Consider the following 23,273-nt stretch of genomic DNA (forward strand, 5'->3'; position numbering starts at 1 on the left):
TTTGCTCCTTTCAAGCGTTTAATGAGTGACATGATATTACATCTTATGTCCGCTTTGTGATCGACAATTTATTATGATGAATAATTTTATAGCCTAATTTAACCCATTTTATTTGCCGAATAATAAGATCATTTTACACAAAAATTCAATCAGCTATGCATGCACAACATTTTTAAGGCATTAATGGCGTTATTAAAAACCATCTATTTTTTACAATTTTACTATTTGATTATGTATTGTAAAAACATAAATAACTTGATAACAATAGTCAGCAAAAAATTATCAACATTCTATTTTTGGTTAACAATAAATTATTTTAGAATATACATAAAAATAAATAACATAATCAGAAAGGAAAGCAATTGGACGAGATAAAAACATATTGGTTTTTAGGTGCAAAATTTAAAGGTAATAAGGACCAAACAGAGAATTTTATTAGTTCAGGTATCTGGCAAAATGGTTATGATAATAAACTTTTGGATAACGTAAAATCTATTTCTGTTGGCGATAAAGTTGCCATCAAATCAACCTATAATCAAAAAATTAATTTACCCTTTGATAATAAAGGTCTGTTTGTTTCTGTTATGGAAATTAAAGCGATTGGTATCGTAACGAAAAATCAAGGTGATGGAAAATTGTTAGAAGTCGATTGGCAACAAACTAATCTGAATAAGAAATGGTACTTTTATACCTATATAAACACTATCTGGAGTGTTAAAAATGATAATTGGCTGAATAAACAATTAATTAATTTTGCATTTTATGATCAGCCACAAGATATTGATGCTTTTCGCAATGCTCCATATTGGAAATCTCGTTATGGTGACAACAACGATAATAATAAACCACTCTTAGAATGGATACCTTTTTATGAGGAAATTGCTGATAAGTTGTTAAGTTACCAAGATAAAAATAAAAGACTTAAACTGATGACTTTTATTAATCAGCTAGCTTTAGAGTTTAAACTATCCTATTTAATAGATAAAAATTTGCACGATATTTGTCCTTTTACTGTGCTGGGAACATTTAATAGAGGAAATGCCGAAGAAATCAGGAAAAACATTGCTCAAAAATGGGCTGAATTTTTTGATGTTAAGGAACCAGTACCGAATTCTTGGGAAGGAATACCATTATTAAATAATCAAATCTCTTGGTTTTTCACCAATTCAGAAAATCAGCAGCAAGAAATAGATAATCTTTGGGATCTTTATTCTGTCGCTTTAAATTTTTCTAATATTGATGACAATTATCAAGAGGATTTTAAGCAAAAATTTGATTTGGTTATGGCGCAACCTTATTGCTCTTGGCAACTAACCAATGGTTTATTTTGGATTCGTCCTAATGCTTATTTAGTGTTAGATAAAGTAACAAAAAGTTACTTAAGTCAGTATGTAGAAATTTTCAAAAATAAAAACTTAAGAAAAAGCGATTTCAGCGGTAATGATTATCTGAAATTGCTTGATGATTTAACTGTGAGGTTTGCTGATGAAAATTTTCCTGTTCACTCTTATCCTGAACTTTATTTAACTGCATTGCGTAACAATGAAAATGCGATCTTAGATACTGATTATGAAGCTAAAGAGCGTTTAAATAACCAAGATACTACTGAACCTTTAATCATAAAACAACCTTATACCCTAGATGACCTAATCAATGAGGGTTGTTTTGTTGATGAACAACAGTTGCAAGCCATATTAAAGAGCTTAAAGTTGAAAAAAAATATTATTTTACAAGGCCCGCCAGGGACAGGTAAAACTTGGTTAGCTAAACGTTTAGCGAATATTATTGTTGGTTATAAAGATTCAAAGAATATCAAAGCCATTCAGTTTCATCCTAATATGTCTTACGAGGATTTTATCCGCGGCTATCGACCAACCAGTGATGGAAAATTATCGCTGACTGATGGACCTTTTTTAGAGATAATTAATCAAGCAAGGAATGATGCTCAATCAAATTATGTTATTGTGATTGAAGAAATTAATCGTGGCAATCCAGCACAAATTTTTGGTGAAATGTTAACGCTACTTGAAGCTGATAAACGAAATCCAAATGAGGCATTAGAATTAACATACCAACACCAAAATGAAAAAGGCGTATTTATTCCAGCCAATCTTTATGTTATCGGCACTATGAATATTGCCGATCGTTCGTTAGCGATGCTCGATTTTGCTTTACGTCGTCGTTTTGCCTTTTACCATTTAAGTCCTCATTTTGGCGAAAATTGGCTCAACTATATGCAAGAAAAACACGCCTTTTCACCGCAACAATTACAAGATATAAAGCGCCGTATAGAGGCATTAAATCAATATATCAGTAATGATAGTTCACTCGGCAAGGCATTTACCATTGGGCATAGCTATTTTACCTGTTCTAACCAAAAAATGACTGCGCAAGATTGGTTTAAGCATATTGTTCGTTCAGAAATCGAGCCCCTATTAGAAGAGTATTGGTTTGGCGAGCCTGAAAAATTTAGCGATGCGATGAATATATTATTAGGTAATGGACAATAATGACCACGATAAATAATCATCCGCTATTAACCAATACGACCGTTGCCAAAATACCAATTAGAAACATATGGCTACTTTTGCTCTATGCTTCTGATTATTATAAAACTGTAGGGCAAAAACAGAGAATAGAGCTAGAAAATAACCCTGAGGAATTAATGACGCTCGCTGCCAAACTATATTGTCAGGCAGCAAATAAATGGTTAATACATCACCTTGCTACAAATTATCAGCTCACAACAAAAGCACTTAATCGTGTCAGAGGAAAAATAGAGGTTTTAACTACTCAGCGAAAGCAATTATTGGCAAAAGGTAAAATTCAATGTCGATATGATGATTTAACGATTGATACCCCTAAAAATCGCTATATTCATGCTGCGGCTCATTTATTAGTAAAAAAATTAAACGATGCGATCTTAATTGAACAATGTAGAAAAATCATTCATCAATTTACTGCGTTGAAGATTGGTCAAACAACGCATTATTGCTATGAAAAGGAGCGTTTTAACCATGCAAATCTTAAAGATAATACTTTAATCTCTTTAGCAAAACTGATTTTTAGCTTGTCCATTCCCACTCAATTCCAAGGATTACATACCATTGAACAACTAAAAAAAACCGATCATTGGTTACGTGAATTATTTGAAAAAGCGATAGTTGGCTTTTATCGTGTAAATTTAGATCCTCGGCAATGGACTATTTATGCGGGTAAAAAATTAAATTGGCAATATAGCAATGTGACCGATAATATCACCGCCTATTTGCCAACTATGAAAACCGATTTAATACTTGAAAATCGCAGTCATATGCAACGTTTAATTATTGATACTAAATGTACCTCAATTTTAAAAAAATCACGATTTAGACCTAACTCGTTTAGTAGTCACCACCTTTATCAATTGTATGCTTATTTAAGAAGTCAGGAAAAAGATAGCGATCCTTTATCCGTTTGCGCCTCTGGCATGTTGCTATACCCGACTGTCGGTGTGACAGTTAATGAAAATATAACTATCCAAGGACATAAATTATCCTTTTGTACTATTGATTTAATGCAAGATAATAACACGATTAAAGATAGTTTACTGGCGTTATTACATGGTTTTTGACTCGTGCTAATTCAGATTTTATCATTTTTACCTGATTTTAATTCTAACTATTGTTTAGCAAAAATCCAATTTACCAAGCCCAAATAAACAATCTGAAATCGCTATTTTTTCTAAAATAGCTTAGTATAATTTTATTGATTTTTGTTGACTAATTTATGATGAACAGATCCTCAAATCATTTAACCATTAAAGATATTGCCAAGCTTTGTGGGGTGAGTAAATCGACGGTTTCACGGGTGATTAATCATGATCCAATGGTGAAAGCAAGTACCCGCGCCAATGTGATGGCAATCATTGAACAGCATCAATTTACGCCGTCGAAATCGGCTAGGGCGATGCGTGGCTATGGGAATAAAGTGATTGGGATTATTGTCACTCGGCTTGATTCACTGTCTGAAAATCAAGCGGTGCAAAGCATGTTGCCTATTTTTTACCAGCAGGGTTATGATCCGATCATTATGGAAAGTCAATTTAGTACCGCCAAAGTTAACGAACATTTATCCATGCTCAAAGACAAGCAAGCTGATGGCGTTGTTATCTTTGCCTTTACAGAGCTTGAGCAGTCATTATTATCCGTCTGGCAGGATAAAAGTGTGGTGATTGCACGAAAATTCCCAGCACATACTTGTATTTGTTATGATGATGTGGGCGCAGTTAAAATGTTATTGGCTCATTTATATCAATCGCAACAACATCAAAAGATTGGTTATATTGGGGTTGAGCAACAAGATCAAACCACTGGCGCACGGCGTTATCAAGCCTATGTGGATTTTTGCCAGCAATATCAACTTAACCCAAATGCGGTTTTAGGGCCATTAAGTTACCGTTCAGGCTATGAGCTTGCCGAGTTTGTGTTAGTACAAAATCCATCGGCTATTGTTTGCGCAACCGATGCCATTGCGTTGGGGTTAAATAAATACTTACACGAAAAACAGCTTAAACATATTACCGTTGCCAGTATTGGCAATAGTGAGCTACTGAGTTTTCTTTTTCCTAAAACATGTGCGGTTGAACTGGGCTTTGATCAAGCCGGTCGCTATGCGGCGCAAGCGTTACTTAATATGTTACAAAATCATCTTGAGTTTAAAAGTATTACCGTTCCTTGCCGATTAATAAGTTAATTTCAACCATGGTTATTTAATTTGTGCTTATTTCATCCTAATTTGTGATATAAATCACAAAAAAGGGAACGTTCCCATTTATTAATTTAGCAATTCAATCTATGCTTAATTTCAATCAAAAAAACAGCCAGATTATTGATAAAAATAAAATGATGTCGGCTGCGTTTTTACCGATAAAAGGGGATGTTATTATGGCTACAGATTTAAAAATAACCACAGAATCAATCGAGCAACTAATCGTTTTTGTTGGTGGCAGTAAAAATATTGCGAGTGTCACCCACTGTCTGACAAGGTTAAGGTTTGCGCTAGTTGATCCCAAGGCGGCTAAAATTGATGCCATCGAGGCATTACCCTTTGTCAAAGGGTGTTTTATTAATGCTGGGCAGTTTCAGGTGATTATTGGTACTAATGTCGATCGTTATTACAAAGTACTTATTCAACAATTAAATCTAAATGAGACAAGCAAAGAGCAGACCAAAACCGCAGCCAAACAAAATATGTCGGTTTTTGAAAGGTTGATTTCTAATTTAGCCGAAATCTTTATCCCCCTATTACCAGCTTTAATCGCGGGTGGATTATTACTGGGGCTGCGTAATGTCATTGGCGATATGCCATTTATTGATAACAAGCCTCTTACCGAAAGTTATCCCTGGTTAGCGCCGATCTATAGCCTGCTTTGGCTACCTTGCGAGGCGATTTTCCACTTTTTACCGGTTGCCATTTGTTGGTCAACCACCAAAAAAATGGGCGGTTCGCCGGTACTTGGTATTGTGCTTGGCATTACGTTGGTTTCACCCCAGTTAATGAATGCTTATGATCTTGGTAGCAAAATCCCCGAAGTGTGGGATTTTGGTTGGTTTACGATTGCTAAAGTCGGTTATCAAGCGCAGGTGATTCCGTCGATTTTTGCAGGGTTGGCCCTTGGCTGGATCGAAACTCATTTACGAAAAATCGTCCCCGACTATTTAAATTTGGTGATTGTGCCTATTGTTGCGTTACTCACTTCGGTCTTTTTAGCCCATTTTATTTTAGGACCAGTGGGGCGAATGTTAGGCAATGGCATGGCTGATATTGTTAAATATTTAATGACGGGACATTATGCTTTCATTGGCGCAGCCATTTTTGGTTTTATCTATTCACCACTGGTTATTACCGGTATTCATCATACGACGCTCGCAATTGATTTGCAGATGACTAATAGCATGGGCGGAACACCAATCTGGCCCATTATCGCTCTATCCAATATTGCGCAAGCCTCGGCAGTTGTGGGTATTATCTTGGTCAGCAGAAAACAAAAAGAACGTGAAGTTTCAGTGCCGGCGGCGATATCGGCCTATTTAGGGGTAACCGAACCCGCCATGTATGGCATCAATTTACACTATAAGTTCCCGATGTTGTGCGCGATGATTGGCTCGGCGTTAGCGGGATTAATTTGTGGTTTAGCCGGAGTGTTGTCTAATGGGATTGGCGTTGGGGGATTACCGGGAATATTAACGATTAAGCCGATATATTGGACGATTTATGCCTTTGCTATGTTAGTGGCAATTGTGGTGCCAATTGCTTTAACCTCAGTAGTTTACAAGATAAAACTGAAAAAAGGCACGTTAAATATTCGCTAAGTAATACTAAGCAATACACAATACATAGTAACAATTCGCCATTGTATAAACAAAACGGTGGGCGATTAACTGATTAACAAAAGAGAATACAATGAACAAAATCAATATTCCTTGGTGGCAAAATGGTACTGTTTATCAAATTTATGTCAAAAGCTTTCAAGCCAGCGGCACAAGCCCAACGGGTGATCTACAAGGTATTATTCGGCGCTTAGATTATTTACAAACGCTGGGGATCAGTGCGATTTGGTTAACCCCAATATACCCTTCCCCACAAATTGATAACGGTTATGATGTATCAGATTATTATGCTATCGACCCAAGCTATGGCTCAATGGCTGATTTCGAGTTACTGGTTAAACAAGCGCACCAGCGTGGGATCCGAATTATGATGGATATGGTGTTTAATCATACGTCAACCGCGCATCCTTGGTTCAAAGCCGCTTTAGATAAAAGCAGCCCTTATCGCTCCTTTTATATTTGGAAAGATGCTAAAGCTGATGGCTCAGAGCCTAACAATTGGCGCTCAAAATTTGGCGGTAAAGCATGGCAATGGCATGAACCATCAAGGCAGTACTATTTGCACTTATTTGCGAAAGAGCAAGCTGATCTCAACTGGGAAAACCCAATTGTTCGCAACGAAATCAAAAAAGTGTGTCAATTTTGGGCCGATAAAGGGGTAGATGCCCTCAGACTGGATGTGATTAATTTAGTCTCGAAACAGCAAGATTTCCCTGATGATAACGGCGATGGACGACGATTTTATACCGATGGACCTCGAATTCATGAGTTTTTACAAGAGATCAGCCGTGAAGTATTTCAACCCAAGCAACTTAAAACTGTGGGCGAAATGTCATCCACCACATTAGTAAACTGCCAAAAATATGCCAATTTAGATGGTAAAGAGTTGACCATGACCTTTAATTTTCATCATCTCAAAGTCGATTACCCCAATGGGAATAAGTGGTGTTTAGCCAAACCAGATTTAATTGAACTTAAAAACATTATCGGTTACTGGCAAATGGGCATACAAGGTAAGGCGTGGAATGCGATTTTTTGGTGTAATCATGATCAACCACGCATCGTCTCACGCCTTGGCAATGAAAGCCAATATCACACACAATCCGCTAAAATGTTGGCGATGCTACTGTATGGTTTACAAGGCACACCTTATCTTTATCAAGGTGAAGAAATTGGGATGACAAATCCTCATTTTACCGATATTTCACAATATAAAGATGTTGAAAGTCTTAACATCTATCAAGAAAAAATAGCAGATGGTATGTCTAAAGCAGAAATTTTAGCTATTCTAGCCAGCAAATCCAGAGACAATAGCCGAACGCCCATGCAATGGGATAGTTCCGCCAACGCTGGCTTTACGCAAGGTGAGCCATGGATTGAGGTTGCTAACAATTATCCACAAATTAATGTTAAAGCGGCACAAGATGATCCTGATTCGGTGTTTTATTGCTATCAAACCTTAATTAAATTACGCAAAGAATATCCGATCTTTATTTTTGGCGATTATCAAGACCTCACCCCCAATATTGCCGATTATTGGGCTTATGTGCGTCGTTCGGAGCAGCAACAACTACTCGTGATAACCAATCTGACCGATAAAACGTTAACATGGTCATTACCAAAATCGTTACAACACTTAAACTGGCAGCGGTTATTGGGTAATTACCAAGATAGTCCTCTGTTAGGTGTTGAAATAAGGTTAAGACCTTATGAAGCCATGTATTGGTTACACCAAGCGGATTAAGCAGGCAATATGGGCTATCAATAAAAGCTGGCCCATTTTTATGTATGATAATTGCCGATTTTTAATGACAATATGTTGATTTATTTAATTAAAATTCCATTTAAAAATTAGACTAAAAAGTTATAATATTATGTTTAAAAAATGGATAAATCTAAAAAAATAAAGAGGAATGATGATGGAAGATAAAATAGCGTTGTAAAATATCCACGCTATTGAAAATAGTTTAGCAATGAAGTTTCTTGAAGAATATGTCGCTCATTTACTTGCTGAAGATCGTGATGCTATTCCCCATACAGGTATTTATATTGAAGTAAAAGAAGAGATATGACGTCGTCCACAAGCAATGGATGTAGGTCTTTTTTGGACATTTTTAATATCCTGCTTATGGTCAACATCGGGTCGCCAATCAACTCCATCAAAAAGGCATATTGGTGTCAGGGAGTAGTGTACGTTCAATTTGGCTACGTCACGATTTAGAAAGTTTTAAAAAACGCCTAATCACCCCTAGAAATCAAAGTGGTGCAAGATAGATGTGTGCTCACATAAAATCAATTACAAGCCCTCGAAAAAGCCAAAGCATCACGAGAAGCGCATGGCGAAATTGAGACCCATCATCCAGGTTATTTATGTGCACAAGATACCTATTATGTGGGACATATTAAAGGGATGGGGAAAATATACCAACAAACAGTCATTGATACCTATTCCAGACTTGCTTTTACTAAAGTTGATACCGAGAAAAACAGTTTCATCGCTGCCGATATGCTCAATGATAAAGTGCTGTCTTTTTTTGATAGTGAACAAATACCGCTTTTACGCATTCTTACAGACCGAGGAACGGAATATAATGGTCATAAGTAGAGCCATGCTTATGAACTGTATCTTAATCTAGAAGATATTGAACACACCAAGACCAAAGCCTATAGCCCTCAAACTAACGGTATTTGTGAGCGATTTCATAAGACGATGAAAACAGAATGTTATGATGTTTTATTTCGACGTAAGATTTACACGCAATTGAGTGAAATACAAACCGACATTGACCAATAGCTTGAATTTTACAACCGAGAAAGGATACATTCTGAAAAATATTGTTATGGAAAAACACCATGGCAAACGTGGAACGGGGCAAAAGGGTTGGTTAAGAAAAAGCAATTGGAGAACTTATTTTGTGCATCGGACACTCATTTTGTTAAAATGAATGCCGATGAGTAATATAAGTGTCCTGTCAGATTAAGTCGGAGCTACTACGGTGAGATATGGCCATTTTCTATCCAGAAAAAACACACTCACTATGTGTAACGTGGAGCTTTACGTATATATTTAAGGCGCGCTTTGCCGTCAGACATAAAATAGGTCCCATATTTGACCAGCGCCCCCTCTTTGAAATGACAAACTAGTTCATAAGCTAATACCATGGTGTCAGTATTTTGTTCATCAATATTAATTTTAATCGATGCCAATCTTGGTTCATATTTTAATAACGTTTGTTCAATTGCCCTCATCAAAATATAGGCAGATGAGGGCAAAGCCTGAAAGATTGTTGACATATCAGGTAAACCATAGTCTGGCAGGTGTTTTATAGCGCCAGCTCGGCTATTTAAAATACGCTCAATATTATCCATCACGCTGATAATGGTCTGTTCATTCTCAGGCACATCATCAACCGCTATGCCTGACTCAAAATAACCGTAAAGCTGCTCGTAAAGTGAAGCGCTCATTTATTTTCTTCCACCAATCTAATTGTATATTGACTTGCGATTATTTCGCGAGGTTTAGTGATATTTAAATCGCCTCGTTTTAACACTATCCGCCAGTTATTCTCTTTTATGTTCGGCTCTTTATAAAGTGCAGCGATCCCTACCGCTTTAGCCTGCTTATGAAATGGAGCATCAATAGAAATAGCCGTATTGGGTTTTAGTACTATTTCTTTACTTTCAAGCAATGATTCTTTTAATATATCACTATCTTGATCAACTAACTCTTGATAAGAAACAGAGTTAAATGCGTCAGCTTTTTTTAATTGATAAATACGGATAACAACAGGCGAGGAGTGTCCATCATCATCCATATTTAATTCAGATCTTGCCATAATATCTAAATGCAATGCTCTTACATCCCATGTAAAAATAGAGTTGCTTAAATCGACCGCCCTTTCCGAGGCGCTTTGTGCAATACCACATCCCGTTAGCCACAGAGATAATAAGATAGCAGTAAATACAGTAATTATTCTCATATTTATTTCCTTTTAAGTGTTATGCGGCATAATTCATTCCACAATAGCATCCTAAATTTACAGCAATTTCATCTTGTATAGATTCACCATTTACTGTTTTAGTCAATGCAGCTGTTTGTCCTAGTCGACTATTTCTCGATTTAAGTTGACTACGAGGTAAAAATTGACGTTGGATATACAGTGTCATTTTGGCATCCACTTGATAACCTAAGTAAGCCCGCAATAAAGCTAACAAATCATCATATAATTGCCCACCTGGTAGCAAATCTTTAATCTGGCTTTCGTGTTGTGGTGTAATTGCAATATGGACGGTTTGGTTGCACTCTCTGAAGCGAGATCCTAATATAGTACCGCCATCTAAAGTGGCGCGTTGTTGCCCTTTACCTCCCAACTGCACAGGATTATCCATTGTTTGCCAAACTGGATAAAATTCACTTACGACGACTTTTGCATCATCTACTAATACTCGAATTAATCCGACTATCCCTTCGGATGTACGTGTTTTTTGTGTGATTAAACCTAATAATGCTAAAAATCGTGATAATGGTGAACCAATTTGTTTACTCGTTCCTTCTATGCCAAATCCCGTTAATCCAAGTAAACATAGTGATATCGGATCTTTACCACCGTTTAAAAAGCTTGATGGATAATGATATTTGAGCCAAATCCGATAAAATTGGGTTATTACTCGATGATTAAAGATATCTAAAAAATCTGTCATAACTTGATAGTTTTCTTCACGACGAATAATATTATCAAGCAAACCCAATGGTAATACAGAATCAACACCATATAATCCTAAAAATCGAGTTCTAACTGTGGTTGGGCGATTAATATAAGGCGCCCGCTCAATGCATTTTAGCTCACTTGCAGGAAATGACATATCAATTGATGGAGCAAAACGCAGAGGGTCAGCGAGAGGTGTTTCGTGCTTACCTAATACGGGTTCATCTGCATACATTTGTTCAATTAACTGACAAAAACGATAAAAATTTATTTTTGGCAGCTTTTTTTCAAGTGCCTGCATTAAAGGGCTGTTTTCGATGCTTTGCTGTGATTCCATACAATTTTATTTCCTGTTGGTAAAATAACAATCACTAATTGAGTAAATAAGTTAACATCGGCATATAATGCAAAAAATTGATGTAACAACTCACCAAAAAGCATCACATCGCCTTCACCTGTAAATTGATAACTGTTAATTGTCACCTCAATCTCTATACCACGTTGTAACATCCCTTTTTCGGTACGTTTAATCATTCGATGAGATACATCGACTATACCTTCTAATCGGCGACGATTTAATTCGTTATCTGTCCAATCATATAAAGCAAGAGTTCCCCGTAAGACTTCCGCATTCATTAATGACAAATAGTTAGGTGCTAAATGAGATAATACTCGCCAATAAAAGCGATCTTCTGTTGGTGGATAGCAAGGTAATGTTGGAGAACATAAATTTTGCACTTTAGCAATACTATTTTGGGCGCTACATAGCTCATTAATTCGAGCATTACGTAATGTTTTACGTGGTAACATACCATTAGTACCCGTTATGCGTAATGATAAAGTCTCGGGCTCAAACACCTCGTGTCTATCCCAAATCTTACCTCCCAAAATTAACCAGGTATCATGTAGCCCTGAAGCACCTTTACGAACTCGGGTATGATAGTACCTTTCTGGGGCATCATGTCGTAACATGCCACCGCGATGTTTAAAACTTGTAAAAGGTACATAGTGATAACGCCCATGACGGGTGATTGCTTCCACATGCTCAACTGAATAAACCTCAACATGCCCATCTTGACGGAGTAATGGGCGAAGTAAATATTCACTCTCTAACTGATTTACAACTATTGGATCAGCTTCCATATCGAATAAATTAATGGCAGGTACACAATGTAAACGAATATTATTATGATCAAATGGCATATCACTTGGCCAGCTTTGGTTAAGCAATAGTTCAATATCAATGTAATCACATTGTTCTGGAACATCACGGATATTTAATCCATGTAAATCAACAAACATAAATTTTTCGCGAAAGGCAAAATATTCTAATAAAAGTTGATATCCTGCAAAAGCATTATCGGGTTTTAACCATAACCGTTCATCTTCAGCAAAACCAACTGGGGTTATTTTACCTTGTAAATTTATACGTTCTTCGGGTTGAGTTGCATAACGTAAGTGCATTGATTCAACCTGTTGCGTTAACATATAATGTAACGTCGAGGCAATCGGTCCGTCGGCATTCAAATATAATCGTAGTTTAGACAAGTCAAGTTGTTCAAAATCAGCTAACTCCCCAAAACTGAGACGAAGCGTAATCATGCTTCGCCCATCATGATGTAAACTTAGTTTTGCTTGACTGATTCTAATCGGTTGTAATGTTACCGTCTGTGTTGTGCGATATGGACATCGAGTGCCTATCTGACCTAGTGGTTCTGTCTGCACTTGTAATCCATGAGGAATTACTTCTGGGCGAGATAACATTCCATAATTTGGTGTTAACTCGATAATAGACAATGACGGAATTAATCGCAAATAGTGCGGCCAAAGTAAACTCACTAAGCTTTCGGTAAGTTCAGGTAAGTCATCATCAATTTTTTGGCGTAATCGTCCAGTTAAAAAGGCAAAACCTTCAAATAAACGCTCTACATAAGGATCACGATCACCAACGCGATCTAAGTTAAGTTGACTTGCTCTATCAGGATGAATTTTGGCAAATTCTTTTCCAGCTTCCCGCAAATAACGCATTTCGGATTCGTAATAACGTAAAATTAAATCATCCATTGTTTATCTCTTTATTGTTTATATTAGTTTGATTATTTTTTATCGTTGATAAAATTACATCACACTTAATGCCCTAGCAGGATCTAGCTGGATTAGCTCTTGCTGTAATAACTCAGCTAACTCCAACATATGTGGTTTTATCATCTCTTTAGATTTGTTTTTTTGTTTGATTAATCGCAATAAGCATCGCTTAACATCAAATAATAATTCTTGTTCCCACTGAATTAAAGTTAAAGATTGCTGTTGTTTATTTAGTCCAATTAATAGGTTTAATGCGATATCTTGCTTGCCAGATTGTTCAGCAACTCTTGCTTGGGTATATTGCAACAAATATCGTTGCTTAGGCGAGCGCAGCAAGGGTAAATTTTGTAACCATTGAAACGCCGTTTCTAAATTTTCATTATGAACAAGCTCTAATGCTTGCTTCTCAATTTCATTCCAATCATTCTCACCGTGTACGGTAATAGGTCCCATACTATCGCCCTCATCTAGATGATGAATACGTGCATTATTGGCAATCCAACTTAATGTTTCATCATCTGCAAATGGCATACCATTTTCAAAACAGAGGCGTTCAACACCATTTAGTCGTTCAAGCATTAAACCGATATCTGTTAAATAAATATCAGCCCAAGATTGATAAGGCTCTCCCATTTTTTGGAGCGACATCACTGTGGCTCTTTGTAAATCTAACCAAAAATGATTAGCACTTTCCATAAAAGCAGTTTCAACACGTTCAAAAAGTTCTGACCATTGTTGTTGAAGAATTAAACGGCTAATATGCTGTTTAAGTTCATTTCTTGGTGCTGGTAGCCGTGTTCTCCCTCGATGATCTGCTGGGGGCAAATCAATAATCATGTCCCACCTAAGTACTCGCAAAAATCGCCCTGCGGCAAGATATCCCTCTGGTTTTTCACGTAAAAATGCTGCCATTTTACGCGCTTGATCAAACAAATCACGTTGAGAGCGAAACTTCATTTCTGTTATATTTGTATGGGATTGTAATTGCGAAGAAGCTGGCGATGCTATCGACGTAGTCTCATCAACATTAGTTGTTTTAACAGAAAGATTTTTATCATTATTCTTTATACTATTATTAAAGAAGTGAACTAGCGCTGACAAATCAGGAGCAGAAATAGGTTGATTAGGATCATTGCTTACAAACAACTTTTGGCAACAACTATCAATCTGGTTCAATGCAATAATAATGCGTGTCAAGCAAGGTTCAGGTAGAGGTTGCAATTGAGTGAGAGGTTCAACAAATCTTGTATTAGCAAGCCACTCTACAGCGTTTTTACGAATATTATGCCGTGAAGGGAAAATTGATGATCCAAATTTGTCCAATAATCCAGCTAAGAGTTCAACACCATCAGCAAATCCCTCTGCACCATCGATATGTAATCGTGCCAAACAATAATAGGTTGCGACTCGAATATCTTTACTATGTTGTTTTAATATGGTTTCACTTTCAGTAACAATCAGCGAATAATCAATTCCCGATAATTTTGTGATCTCTTCCTTAATTTCCTGAAAGGTATCGTGATAGGTTAAATCATCACCCGCGGGTTTATCAGCTGTAACTGGTTGTAACCAATCAAGCCAACGTTGATTTAACTCAGCAGTTACTAATTCATTAGGGCGTTGTTGCCCCAAAAAACGGCTTAATAATTGGCTAAACATGATAATAATCCATTATTTTAATTAATTGTTATTCAAATACCTTTTTAGGTAAAGTAAAGTTACGTAATTTCAATAATGTTAATGGTCCTTTCCCTAGCTGAGTACGTAAAATAAATCTTAACTTACGTTCATCTGGTGCTTGCCAAATTAGTTCATAACGGCTTGAATCTAACGGCTTGACAGATGCAGATTCAAGCAAACGGATCCACGCCCAATCGCCACTATAATATTGATAGAGTCGTAATCCTGACGTATCACTACTCCAACTTAATTGAGAATAAGGCGAGTATCCATCCCCCGGCCAATTGAAACGTTGCCAGGTAGGAGATTGGTTAAAATATTCCATCTTTTGTTTATTAATCAACAATTCCATTCGCACAATTTTACTACCACTACGAGGCATAAGATCAAACGCCACAGAGACATCACCGGTTGCAAGTAACTCTGTCGATAATTCATTAAATAAATTTAATGCATTAAGAAATTTAGATGAAAAATTAAGACCTTGAGCATTGACAGAGTTAATAACCCAAATTCCCCCTTTCTTTTCCAATACACCACTTAGCTCACTGGTGATAAAACTATCAATAATTCCTGTGTCAGCACGTAAAAAGCGTGCAAGCTCAGCTAACGATGCCTCATTATCACTATTTTTAAAAGGGTAACGACCTGCAAAAGATTTTTCCCATTGATTGACAATATAATTTTGCCAAACATCATTAAAACTATTGGCAGCTGGCGCTAATACTACTTGCCATGATTGTTCTAGCGGTTGTTTAAATAAGCTATAACCGAACCCTGACCACTCTTCACCTAAATTAGCAGCAATTAAGTTACCATAATCTCGTGTTTCGGTTAAATCAACAGATGTACCTTTAAAAACACTTTTTGCAAGCCCTTGCATCATCGCTTGGGGATCAGCACTATTGGCTATATTTTGTAATTTTAAGCGAACTTGTGTAATACGCGATAGATAGGTTTGTAAAGAAAGCCCATTCTTATTGTCATTATTAAGCAAACTAGTGACAGGTAAAAAAGTTGTAGTTAAAGGTCCCGTTACTTCATTGCTTTCTGGCAAAGCAATTTTTGATTTATTATCAACAATTTTTTTTGCAGAGCGAATTAAATTATCTGAAAAACCATCACCTTTGTGAGCAACTTCGGATTGATATTTAACCACATTAATTAAAGCGATCAAAGGAGACTGACGAGTATCAGCCAATAGTGTAAGCTGCTCAATAATATCTGAAACATTATTATATGATTGCCACTGAATCGTATTTAAAAAGTATAGCCATGCAGCACTATACTCACTAAAATAACGGTCGGTAAGTTGTTTTTTTAATGCGTCAGGAGAAATTGAAGCAGTCAGATCACTTTCTCCATCACTTAAAACCCAGTCAATTTGTTCTTTCCGATATTTTGCTGCTTCAGCAATTTCATCCTCGATAGAATCTTCCCAAGCTTTACGCGTATAAACGCCTGGTATTTCAGCATTAGAAAAAAATAACATTTTGCTATCTAAACCTTCGAGCAACTGATTCAAGTTTTGATTTGCATAATGTTGGCTCGCTCGTTGAATCATTTCTTGATAAAGAGTATTAACGGCATTTTGTACACCAATTTTATTAATTAATATTTGCCTAATATTTTTTATTAAATGTACATCATTATTTTGTGCCCAATTAGGGTGTAGTTTGAGCAATTGTCCCCAAAAACGCACTAAATCTGGCATTAACATTTGCCACTCACCATCGCTCACGCCTTCGGGTGTTCGCCATTGTTTTGAAGCAAATTGACTCAAATAAACCCCATCACTTCTCTCTGGATGCCCCATCATTAGATAGACTTTTAGCACATCATATGCTGAATCAACCATTTTTATTCGTTTTGGATCATCGGGTGGCAATTCAGTTAACAAGGTCAAATAGTCAGTCATAATATTATAAAATGGCGTAGCAATATTACGCGAATTTGTTGCTCGGTAAGTAAGCCACATTCTTTTGAGGACCTCATCATTATGATTTAAGCCAAACCGATAAAGTAAAGGTGCGCCTTGTTGCTGACGATAAAGTAACTGTTCTAAATGCTGTTGTAACTGATGTTGTATGTGTAACCGTGAAGTATAATCTTGTTTAACGGAATTATCAGCCTGTTTCACCAATTCAATACTATCATCAATGAGTGATACATTTCGAAAATACGAAGTCCCCAAAGCCAAACACATTGTTCCCATAAGTGAAAGTAACGCATAACAAGACCAAGTTCCCCATTGAATTCCCATGCGACGTCCCAATTGTGAATGGGCATCATCACGAATTGATTGCCATGTAGGAGTCATTGCCAGAGAATGATCAAAAATGGTCATATTTTCATTATTTGGCTTTGATTGATGAGGTGTAAAAAATAGCCCTCTGACATAAGGAGAATAAGGGAAAGCAACGAGTGATGTTAAATAACGTTTAATATTTGTGATATTACGCTTAGCTAAATCCTGACTTAGTTTAAGTAAAAACGAATAATGCAAATTATCTTTAATTTGTCTTACACCACGCTGACAACATGTTTTTGCTAATTGATTAAGAGATACAACAACAGACTCCATATCCTCTTTTTTTAATTCAGTAAATAAGACTCCAACACTTTGTTCTATGCGTTCTGTTTGTAACCGCTCACACTGCTGCCCTGCAACTAAATAAAGTGGTGCTGACCATTTTAAAACTTTATTACGTGTTTGTAACTTTAATACTGCATTTTCGATCCTTGATTGCTGTTGCCGGTTATCATCAAGATAATGCTTAGATGAAACCCAAATAACAGCATCAAGCGGTTTACTAAAAAATGGGAAAATACGTGAGAAATGTCTTTTTAATGCTTGTAACCACAACGTATTTGGGTCATCTTGAATATCACCACCGTATACCATTAGCATATTATCAGATAATTGCCATTGATCTTTTGGCAAATTAGGTAACAAAAGCTCAACGTCAGAGAGATTCCCCAAAACTAAACATTTACAAACTTTATAACGCCAAAAAAGTCCTAGACGATATCTACACTGTTTTTTAATATCCAGAAATTCTGTAAATAGCAGAGATTCTTTTGGTTTTTCATTTTGAATGGGATTGAGTAACTCACGTTTAGTTTTATCTTGTGCCCACAACCTATAACTGTTGGTAATAAGAATTGGGGTCAATAATAAACCAAATAACAGTAACATTCCTTGTAACCATATTTGTACTTTTTGCCCTGTTGCTGTATAGCCAAGCGAATCACCCCCAAAAAATAGTCCTAATGCTAATAATATTGCACCTAATAATATAATAAAAATTAATCCAGTCCATTTCCATTTATTCATTTACGACTCCCTACTTCATTTTGCCACAACTGAAAATAACCATTGATTTTGAGTCATTGTAGCAATTAAATTATTTTGTTTTTTTTGCGTTACCATTTCGCATGTTAATGCTAGTGAAAGCCAGAAAGATAATTCAGTTTGATTACCCACTATACTTTCTAATTGATGCATCTGTTCGGGGGAGATATCCCATTGCGCCAACTGTTTAGTAACATCTACTTGTTGTTTGTTATCAAGATTTGAAAACCAAAGTTGTTTTGCATGATGAATGGCATGTTGGATTTCGACCATCTGCTGAATGCCTAAAGACATATCCGAGGTGATCATAGGTCGTAAAATTTCACTTTTTGCTACGTCAATAGTTAAATCTTGATAAGATGTTTTATCAGTCAATAAAAAACCACATAAGAAAGCAGATCCTAAGGAGCTAGTATTATCAATAATAATTAACTGTAAGGCTGATTGAGGACTATCAATCAATTCCATTAATTTATCAATATCAACATGATTCATGATATGGAAGGACACCGTATAAGGTTGTGCAATTTTTGCATTTTTATAGGCATCATTAATATTGTTTCCAATAAGACCATATGACTCAGGTGACGAGTAAACAATAATATTGATAGGTTCTTTAACCGGCAATTGAGATAACATATCTCGCATTGATATAAATAGACACTCAATATGTTCATTTAAATCAAATTTTTCATCAAATGCTAATGATTTATTAATTTTAGAACTCACATTTGGATTATTTGTCAAAAGGTCGTCTAGGTTGAGTTTATTAGGTAAAACATAGAAACTATCAAGAACAACTAATGATTGCATTGCCCAATCTTGCCAATTTTGCTCAATATTTTTTTGTTCATGTTGCCATATTTCATACTCTTCTTGCGCAAGACCGTAAAAATAAAGACGGACACTAATAGCAATACTTTCTATCACTGTTGAAATAAACACAATGCTTAACCAAAATTGCCATTGTAAAAAAGAGTTGTTATCAGGCCACATTAAAGCAAGCACGATACTTGTAATTAAAAACAATATGATAAAAAAGCATAGCCATCTTCCACGATGTAATGCCTTAGGCGCTTTTAATATATCAATAATGATAGGTTTAGACCAAGACATAATATTATTCCATTATCGATGAGCTAATTGTTGCAACTACTTTACAGCCACATTCACATAAACACTGATCAAGGACCACAGCCTTACCATCAGAAAAACTCGTTTTAGCCCCTTCAATAATTTTATTTATGCCATGACCTTTTTTAGGACAGCTAACAAGATCACCAATCAAAGCGACAGTTTTGCCTTCAATTATTGTCGTTGAGGATGCCGATATTACAGAACCTCCATGTGTTGTTGGATCGCCTAATCGAACCACACTTTTTCCCATTGTTTTATTCCTTAATTTTTTATATTTATTATTAATATGATTATTGACTCATGCCTAAAATCTTTATATTTTAATCAAATTTAATTTTGTATAAAAATGCCTTTACTACTCATCCTGATAAACACATCACCTAAACTTGGTAAAATCAGAGGGTTGGTTGAAGTCCATCATTACCTATCCACTATCGTATCTTGCCTTGATATCTTAATTTTTTGACCTTTTATGAGTACATCGCCTTAAATCAATCCATGATATTTTGTAGGAAAACGCAGGATTGTATAAACGCTTAACAAGCTTTATTTTTGCAAATATGATACAACCGAAGCGGTAAATTGTATCTTACCTACCATGATAAATTGTTTATCTTTTTTGATAAATACACTATCAATAGCTAACGCTAATGCCAACCAATATGAACAATTTCCAGCATAACCAATTGAAGTATCGATATTCAAATTATCTTTTGCTTCAAACTGAATTTGATTAAAGTAGTTTATCATTTCAGTTTTTACATCTGACGAAATACCGCTATACCCAACCCCACCAGAATGGTTATCATTAGCACTGCCCCACAATAAAGCGTTATCAATAGTCTGTAGAGAAGCCGTTTGTTCACTACGATAAATGTTTATTAATGGTGAATGAAAAGTAGGAAAAAATGGCGCTCTAATTACTTTTCTCCTACCCAAAATAGCATTGAAGCAAACTCACCTTCATCTTTAATCGGGGCTGAAAACAGATGTGTATTCACCAAAAGCAACTCATCATCATGATCACTATCATCTAACCATGTATCTATAAATGTAGATCAATAGCTTGGCTCTTCAATTGCAAAACTAACAGGATGATAAATTATTTTTCCCAATGTTTCCATCCATAATAACTTTATTTTATCGTTTGAAAGTTCAGCATCAATAAATAACCTGACATGCAAACTAATTACATTGATTGGGTGCGACCGTAACATGCAGATATTGCTTGTCTGACCCATGCTCTATTTTGTCCTTAGCCGAATGCTCTTCAGAATCAGTTAGGTAGATCACACAGGTATAATGGCTTTGCGCGTCAAAATTGGAAGTTTAATATGTACGCGCAAACCACCTGTATAATCTAATATATCAAAATCCTTCTGGCTATATATAAAATAATCCTCAAAAGTAGTTCATTAATAGCACACAAATAATATAAAAGATAAACATAGGGAAAAAGTAGTCTTTTAAAGCTTGGTTACGCCCCGCAAAACATAAAGGGACAAGTGAAATAATTTGTTCACTGGGTTTGAGCATGGCGTACACTTCGTCATGGTCATCATGCTTTTCGGCGACCACCTCGACTTGATCGCCATCGTTAAATTTATAAAAACTGATCCAACCTTTTAACGTGATGGTGTCATTTAATTGGCGGTGATATATTGTGCTTGCACATAATTACTACGGTCATTACCATTGGCATAGCTTAAGCCGGCCAGCGCAGCAATGCTATTACCGTTTAAGGTAGTAAGTAGTGCGCCCTTTCTAAGTTGGTTGTTGTGTTTTTGTTTTTGCTCGTCACTTAAATAAGCCCCATCACCAAGTGGTGCATAGCAAAATAGACCTTTAAATTCGGATAGAGTGCCGGTTAGTTTAACCAAATTTTTGGGCGGTACGATTGGATCGGTAATACTAATACCGGTTTTTTTTAATAGCTGCTCTTTGTCGTTATAGATAGGGTCGTTACCATCATATTTTGCGTAAGGCATAATAATATTCTCTAACGTATTATTTTCTTTTTTTTCTGTTTTTATTTTTAACGCGTAAAGTAGGCCTGCCTTTTTTGCATAATACCTCTGGATCGTAATAATAAAAGTGCCATGCTTCCCCAGTTTTAGGTGGTCTTGTATAGAGATCTGTACTATTATTATATTTAGTTGAGTATTTTCCTTGCTTAATTAATTTAACAACATATTGCCTACTTATTATGGCTAAATTAATATTTTTGACATCTTGCCAGCCCAATAGTGTAAAAATACGCTCAGCCAGCGTAACATGGGTGGCAAGCGAATTTTTATAAACTATAAAAAAAGCTGCCCCCAAGATTACCCCTAATGTACCGAAACCAATGGTCAGATTTTCCAACGAAAAATCAAGAAAAAAGTAGTTCATTAATAGCACACAAATAACGTAAAAGATAAACATAGGCAAACGATATTGTTTGAAGGCTTGGTTACGCCCGGCAAAACATAAAGGGATCAGCGAGATAATTTGTTCATTGGGTTTGAGCATGGCGTACACTTCGTAATGGTCAGCGTGCTTTTCGGCGACCACCTCGACCTGATCGCCATCATTAAATTTATAAAAACCGAGCCAACCTTTTAATGTGATGGTGTCATTTAATTTTGCAGTGATATATTGTGCTGCAAATAGATTACTGCGGTCATTACCATTAGCATGCCCCAAACCAGCTAGCGCAGCAATACTATTACCATTTAAGGTGGCAAGTAGTGCGCCCTTTCTAAGCTGGTTGTTGTGTTTTTGTTTTTGCTCGTCACTTAAATAAGCACCATCCCCCAGCTGTGCATAGCAAAACAGACCTTTAAATTCGGATAGGGTGCCAGTTAGTTTAACTAGTTTTTTAGGGGGCAGGGTCGGTTCGGTAATGCTAATGCCGTTTTTTTTTAATAGCTGCTCTTTGTCGTTATAGATGGGATCTGTGCCATCATAATATTTTGCGTAAGGCATCATTGAATTCCTTATGAACTTATTTTGTTTTTTTATTTTTAACTCCTAAGGGAGACTTGCCTTTTTTGCATAATACTTCTGGGTCGTAGTAAAAAAAACTCCATCCTACTCCCGACATAGATGGTCTAATATATTGATCAGTCTTATTATTATACTTTTCTACATATTTCCCTTGAGCAATTAATTTAGCAATATATTGCTTACTTATTTTAACTAAATTGATATTTTTGACATCTTGCCAGCCCAACACGGTAAAAATGCGTTCCGCCAGCGTTACATGGGTGGCAAGCGAATTTTTGTAAACCATAAAAAAAGCTGCCCCTAACATTACCCCTAATGAACTAAAACCAATGGTCAGATTTTCTAAACTAAAATCGAAAAAAAAGTAGTTCATTAATAGTACACAAATAACATAAAAGATAAACATAGGTAAACGATAGTGTTTAAAGGCTTGGTTACGCCCGGCAAAACATAAAGGGACTAGTGAGATAATTTGTTCACTGGGTTTGAGCATGGCGTACACTTCGTAATGGTCAGCGTGCTTTTCGGCGACCACCTCGACCTGATCGCCATCATTAAATTTATAAGAACCGAGCCAACCTTTTAACGTGATGGTGTCATTTAATTTGGCGGTGATATATTGAGCATCAAAATCATTACTGCGGTCATTGCCATTGGCATGCCCTAAGCCGGCCAGCGCAGCAATGCTATTACCATTTAAAGTAGCAAGTAGTGCGCCCTTTCTAAGCTGGTTGTTGTGTTTTTGCTTTTGCTCGTCACTTAAATAAGCGCCATCAGCAAGGGGCGCATAGCAAAATAGACCTTTAAATTCAGATAAGGTGCCGGTTAATTTAACCAAATTTTTGGGCGGTAGGATTGGATCGGTAATACTAATACCGGTTTTTTTTAATAGCTGCTCTTTATCTTTATAGATAGGGTCGTTACCATCATGCTTTGCGTAAGGCATAATCG

19 protein-coding genes and 1 pseudogene are annotated in these 23,273 nt (G+C 36.2%); 6 read left to right on the forward strand and 14 right to left on the reverse strand.

Going from position 1 to position 23,273, the window contains the following annotated elements:
• Nucleotides 1-362: 362 nt before the first annotated feature.
• From A9G22_RS04715 to A9G22_RS11630, 6 genes and pseudogenes are all read left to right on the forward strand, one after another.
• Entirely contained in the window at nucleotides 363-2,510 is a 2,148-nt protein-coding gene (locus tag A9G22_RS04715; protein WP_075508443.1) for an AAA family ATPase, read from the forward strand.
• Nucleotides 2,510-3,613, forward strand: a complete 1,104-nt coding sequence (locus tag A9G22_RS04720; protein WP_075508444.1) for a 5-methylcytosine restriction system specificity protein McrC — start codon at nucleotides 2,510-2,512, stop codon at nucleotides 3,611-3,613. The genes A9G22_RS04715 and A9G22_RS04720 overlap by 1 nt, the downstream gene beginning before the upstream one ends.
• 155 nt (nucleotides 3,614-3,768) lie before the next feature.
• Nucleotides 3,769-4,734, forward strand: a complete 966-nt coding sequence (treR, locus tag A9G22_RS04725) for a trehalose operon repressor TreR (protein ID WP_065586419.1) — start codon at nucleotides 3,769-3,771, stop codon at nucleotides 4,732-4,734.
• A 191-nt stretch (nucleotides 4,735-4,925) separates the two neighbouring features.
• Nucleotides 4,926-6,353 (forward strand): PTS trehalose transporter subunit IIBC, encoded by a 1,428-nt coding sequence (gene treB / locus A9G22_RS04730; RefSeq protein WP_075508455.1) that lies wholly within the window; start codon nucleotides 4,926-4,928, stop codon nucleotides 6,351-6,353.
• 91 nt (nucleotides 6,354-6,444) lie between these two features.
• Nucleotides 6,445-8,115 carry an alpha,alpha-phosphotrehalase gene (gene treC / locus A9G22_RS04735; RefSeq protein WP_075508445.1) on the forward strand — a complete coding sequence of 557 codons (1,671 nt, stop codon included), beginning with the start codon at nucleotides 6,445-6,447 and terminating at the stop codon, nucleotides 8,113-8,115.
• Nucleotides 8,116-8,489: 374 nt separating this feature from the next.
• Nucleotides 8,490-9,330: pseudogene (locus tag A9G22_RS11630) on the forward strand (integrase core domain-containing protein); the annotation flags it as partial.
• Nucleotides 9,331-9,407: 77 nt separating this feature from the next.
• Here A9G22_RS11630 and tssE read toward each other — a convergent pair.
• The 14 genes from tssE to A9G22_RS04800 form a co-directional block, all read right to left on the reverse strand.
• The gene (gene tssE / locus A9G22_RS04745; protein ID WP_065586422.1) at nucleotides 9,408-9,836 is read right to left on the reverse strand and encodes a type VI secretion system baseplate subunit TssE; all 429 of its coding nucleotides are present in this window, start codon (nucleotides 9,834-9,836) and stop codon (nucleotides 9,408-9,410) included.
• A complete protein-coding gene (gene tssJ / locus A9G22_RS04750) occupies nucleotides 9,833-10,351 on the reverse strand; it encodes a type VI secretion system lipoprotein TssJ (protein WP_065586423.1) in 519 nt (172 codons plus the stop codon). The genes tssE and tssJ overlap by 4 nt, the downstream gene beginning before the upstream one ends.
• A gap of 19 nt (nucleotides 10,352-10,370) precedes the next feature.
• The gene (tssG, locus tag A9G22_RS04755) at nucleotides 10,371-11,414 is read right to left on the reverse strand and encodes a type VI secretion system baseplate subunit TssG (RefSeq protein ID WP_065586424.1); all 1,044 of its coding nucleotides are present in this window, start codon (nucleotides 11,412-11,414) and stop codon (nucleotides 10,371-10,373) included.
• The gene (tssF, locus tag A9G22_RS04760) at nucleotides 11,378-13,141 is read right to left on the reverse strand and encodes a type VI secretion system baseplate subunit TssF (RefSeq protein WP_065586425.1); all 1,764 of its coding nucleotides are present in this window, start codon (nucleotides 13,139-13,141) and stop codon (nucleotides 11,378-11,380) included. Before tssF ends, tssG begins: the two co-directional genes overlap by 37 nt.
• 54 nt (nucleotides 13,142-13,195) lie before the next feature.
• A complete protein-coding gene (tssA, locus tag A9G22_RS04765; RefSeq protein ID WP_065586426.1) occupies nucleotides 13,196-14,821 on the reverse strand; it encodes a type VI secretion system protein TssA in 1,626 nt (541 codons plus the stop codon).
• A gap of 28 nt (nucleotides 14,822-14,849) precedes the next feature.
• A complete protein-coding gene (locus A9G22_RS04770) occupies nucleotides 14,850-18,179 on the reverse strand; it encodes an ImcF-related family protein (RefSeq protein WP_065586427.1) in 3,330 nt (1,109 codons plus the stop codon).
• A gap of 15 nt (nucleotides 18,180-18,194) precedes the next feature.
• Nucleotides 18,195-19,313: a hypothetical protein gene (locus A9G22_RS04775; RefSeq protein WP_065586428.1), complete on the reverse strand. Its 1,119-nt coding sequence runs from the start codon at nucleotides 19,311-19,313 to the stop codon at nucleotides 18,195-18,197.
• A 4-nt stretch (nucleotides 19,314-19,317) separates the two neighbouring features.
• Entirely contained in the window at nucleotides 19,318-19,584 is a 267-nt protein-coding gene (locus A9G22_RS04780) for a PAAR domain-containing protein (protein WP_065586429.1), read from the reverse strand.
• Between the two features lie 296 nt (nucleotides 19,585-19,880).
• Nucleotides 19,881-20,273: a hypothetical protein gene (locus A9G22_RS04785; RefSeq protein WP_075508447.1), complete on the reverse strand. Its 393-nt coding sequence runs from the start codon at nucleotides 20,271-20,273 to the stop codon at nucleotides 19,881-19,883.
• 119 nt (nucleotides 20,274-20,392) lie between these two features.
• Nucleotides 20,393-20,575 (reverse strand): hypothetical protein, encoded by a 183-nt coding sequence (locus A9G22_RS11240; protein ID WP_141669976.1) that lies wholly within the window; start codon nucleotides 20,573-20,575, stop codon nucleotides 20,393-20,395.
• Nucleotides 20,576-20,735: 160 nt separating this feature from the next.
• Complete coding sequence (locus A9G22_RS11365; RefSeq protein ID WP_176700230.1) at nucleotides 20,736-20,912, reverse strand: hypothetical protein; 177 nt, start codon at nucleotides 20,910-20,912, stop codon at nucleotides 20,736-20,738.
• 65 nt (nucleotides 20,913-20,977) lie between these two features.
• Nucleotides 20,978-21,322 (reverse strand): hypothetical protein, encoded by a 345-nt coding sequence (locus A9G22_RS04790; RefSeq protein WP_075508448.1) that lies wholly within the window; start codon nucleotides 21,320-21,322, stop codon nucleotides 20,978-20,980.
• A 19-nt stretch (nucleotides 21,323-21,341) separates the two neighbouring features.
• A complete protein-coding gene (locus A9G22_RS04795) occupies nucleotides 21,342-22,301 on the reverse strand; it encodes a putative type VI secretion system effector (RefSeq protein ID WP_075508449.1) in 960 nt (319 codons plus the stop codon).
• Between the two features lie 19 nt (nucleotides 22,302-22,320).
• A complete protein-coding gene (locus A9G22_RS04800; protein ID WP_075508450.1) occupies nucleotides 22,321-23,268 on the reverse strand; it encodes a putative type VI secretion system effector in 948 nt (315 codons plus the stop codon).
• Nucleotides 23,269-23,273 lie beyond the last annotated feature (5 nt).

It is taken from the genome of Gilliamella sp. App2-1 (genome assembly GCF_001690255.1).
Lineage (GTDB): Bacteria > Pseudomonadota > Gammaproteobacteria > Enterobacterales > Orbaceae > Gilliamella > Gilliamella apicola_G.

Excerpts from the sequence above, each read along its gene's own strand:
- tssF (WP_065586425.1), bottom strand. The coding sequence starts at position 13,141 with ATGGATGATTTAATTTTACGTTATTACGAATCCGAAATGCGTTATTTG.
- A9G22_RS11240 (WP_141669976.1), bottom strand. The coding sequence starts at position 20,575 with ATGGGTCAGACAAGCAATATCTGCATGTTACGGTCGCACCCAATCAAT.
- A9G22_RS04795 (WP_075508449.1), bottom strand. The coding sequence starts at position 22,301 with ATGCCTTACGCAAAATATTATGATGGCACAGATCCCATCTATAACGAC.
- treC (WP_075508445.1), top strand. The coding sequence starts at position 6,445 with ATGAACAAAATCAATATTCCTTGGTGGCAAAATGGTACTGTTTATCAA.
- tssE (WP_065586422.1), bottom strand. The coding sequence starts at position 9,836 with ATGAGCGCTTCACTTTACGAGCAGCTTTACGGTTATTTTGAGTCAGGC.
- A9G22_RS04800 (WP_075508450.1), bottom strand. The coding sequence starts at position 23,268 with ATGCCTTACGCAAAGCATGATGGTAACGACCCTATCTATAAAGATAAA.
- A9G22_RS04720 (WP_075508444.1), top strand. The coding sequence starts at position 2,510 with ATGACCACGATAAATAATCATCCGCTATTAACCAATACGACCGTTGCC.
- tssG (WP_065586424.1), bottom strand. The coding sequence starts at position 11,414 with ATGGAATCACAGCAAAGCATCGAAAACAGCCCTTTAATGCAGGCACTT.
- A9G22_RS04770 (WP_065586427.1), bottom strand. The coding sequence starts at position 18,179 with ATGAATAAATGGAAATGGACTGGATTAATTTTTATTATATTATTAGGT.
- treB (WP_075508455.1), top strand. The coding sequence starts at position 4,926 with ATGGCTACAGATTTAAAAATAACCACAGAATCAATCGAGCAACTAATC.
- tssJ (WP_065586423.1), bottom strand. The coding sequence starts at position 10,351 with ATGAGAATAATTACTGTATTTACTGCTATCTTATTATCTCTGTGGCTA.
- A9G22_RS04775 (WP_065586428.1), bottom strand. The coding sequence starts at position 19,313 with ATGTCTTGGTCTAAACCTATCATTATTGATATATTAAAAGCGCCTAAG.
- treR (WP_065586419.1), top strand. The coding sequence starts at position 3,769 with ATGATGAACAGATCCTCAAATCATTTAACCATTAAAGATATTGCCAAG.
- A9G22_RS04780 (WP_065586429.1), bottom strand. The coding sequence starts at position 19,584 with ATGGGAAAAAGTGTGGTTCGATTAGGCGATCCAACAACACATGGAGGT.
- A9G22_RS04790 (WP_075508448.1), bottom strand. The coding sequence starts at position 21,322 with ATGCCTTACGCAAAATATGATGGTAACGACCCTATCTATAACGACAAA.
- tssA (WP_065586426.1), bottom strand. The coding sequence starts at position 14,821 with ATGTTTAGCCAATTATTAAGCCGTTTTTTGGGGCAACAACGCCCTAAT.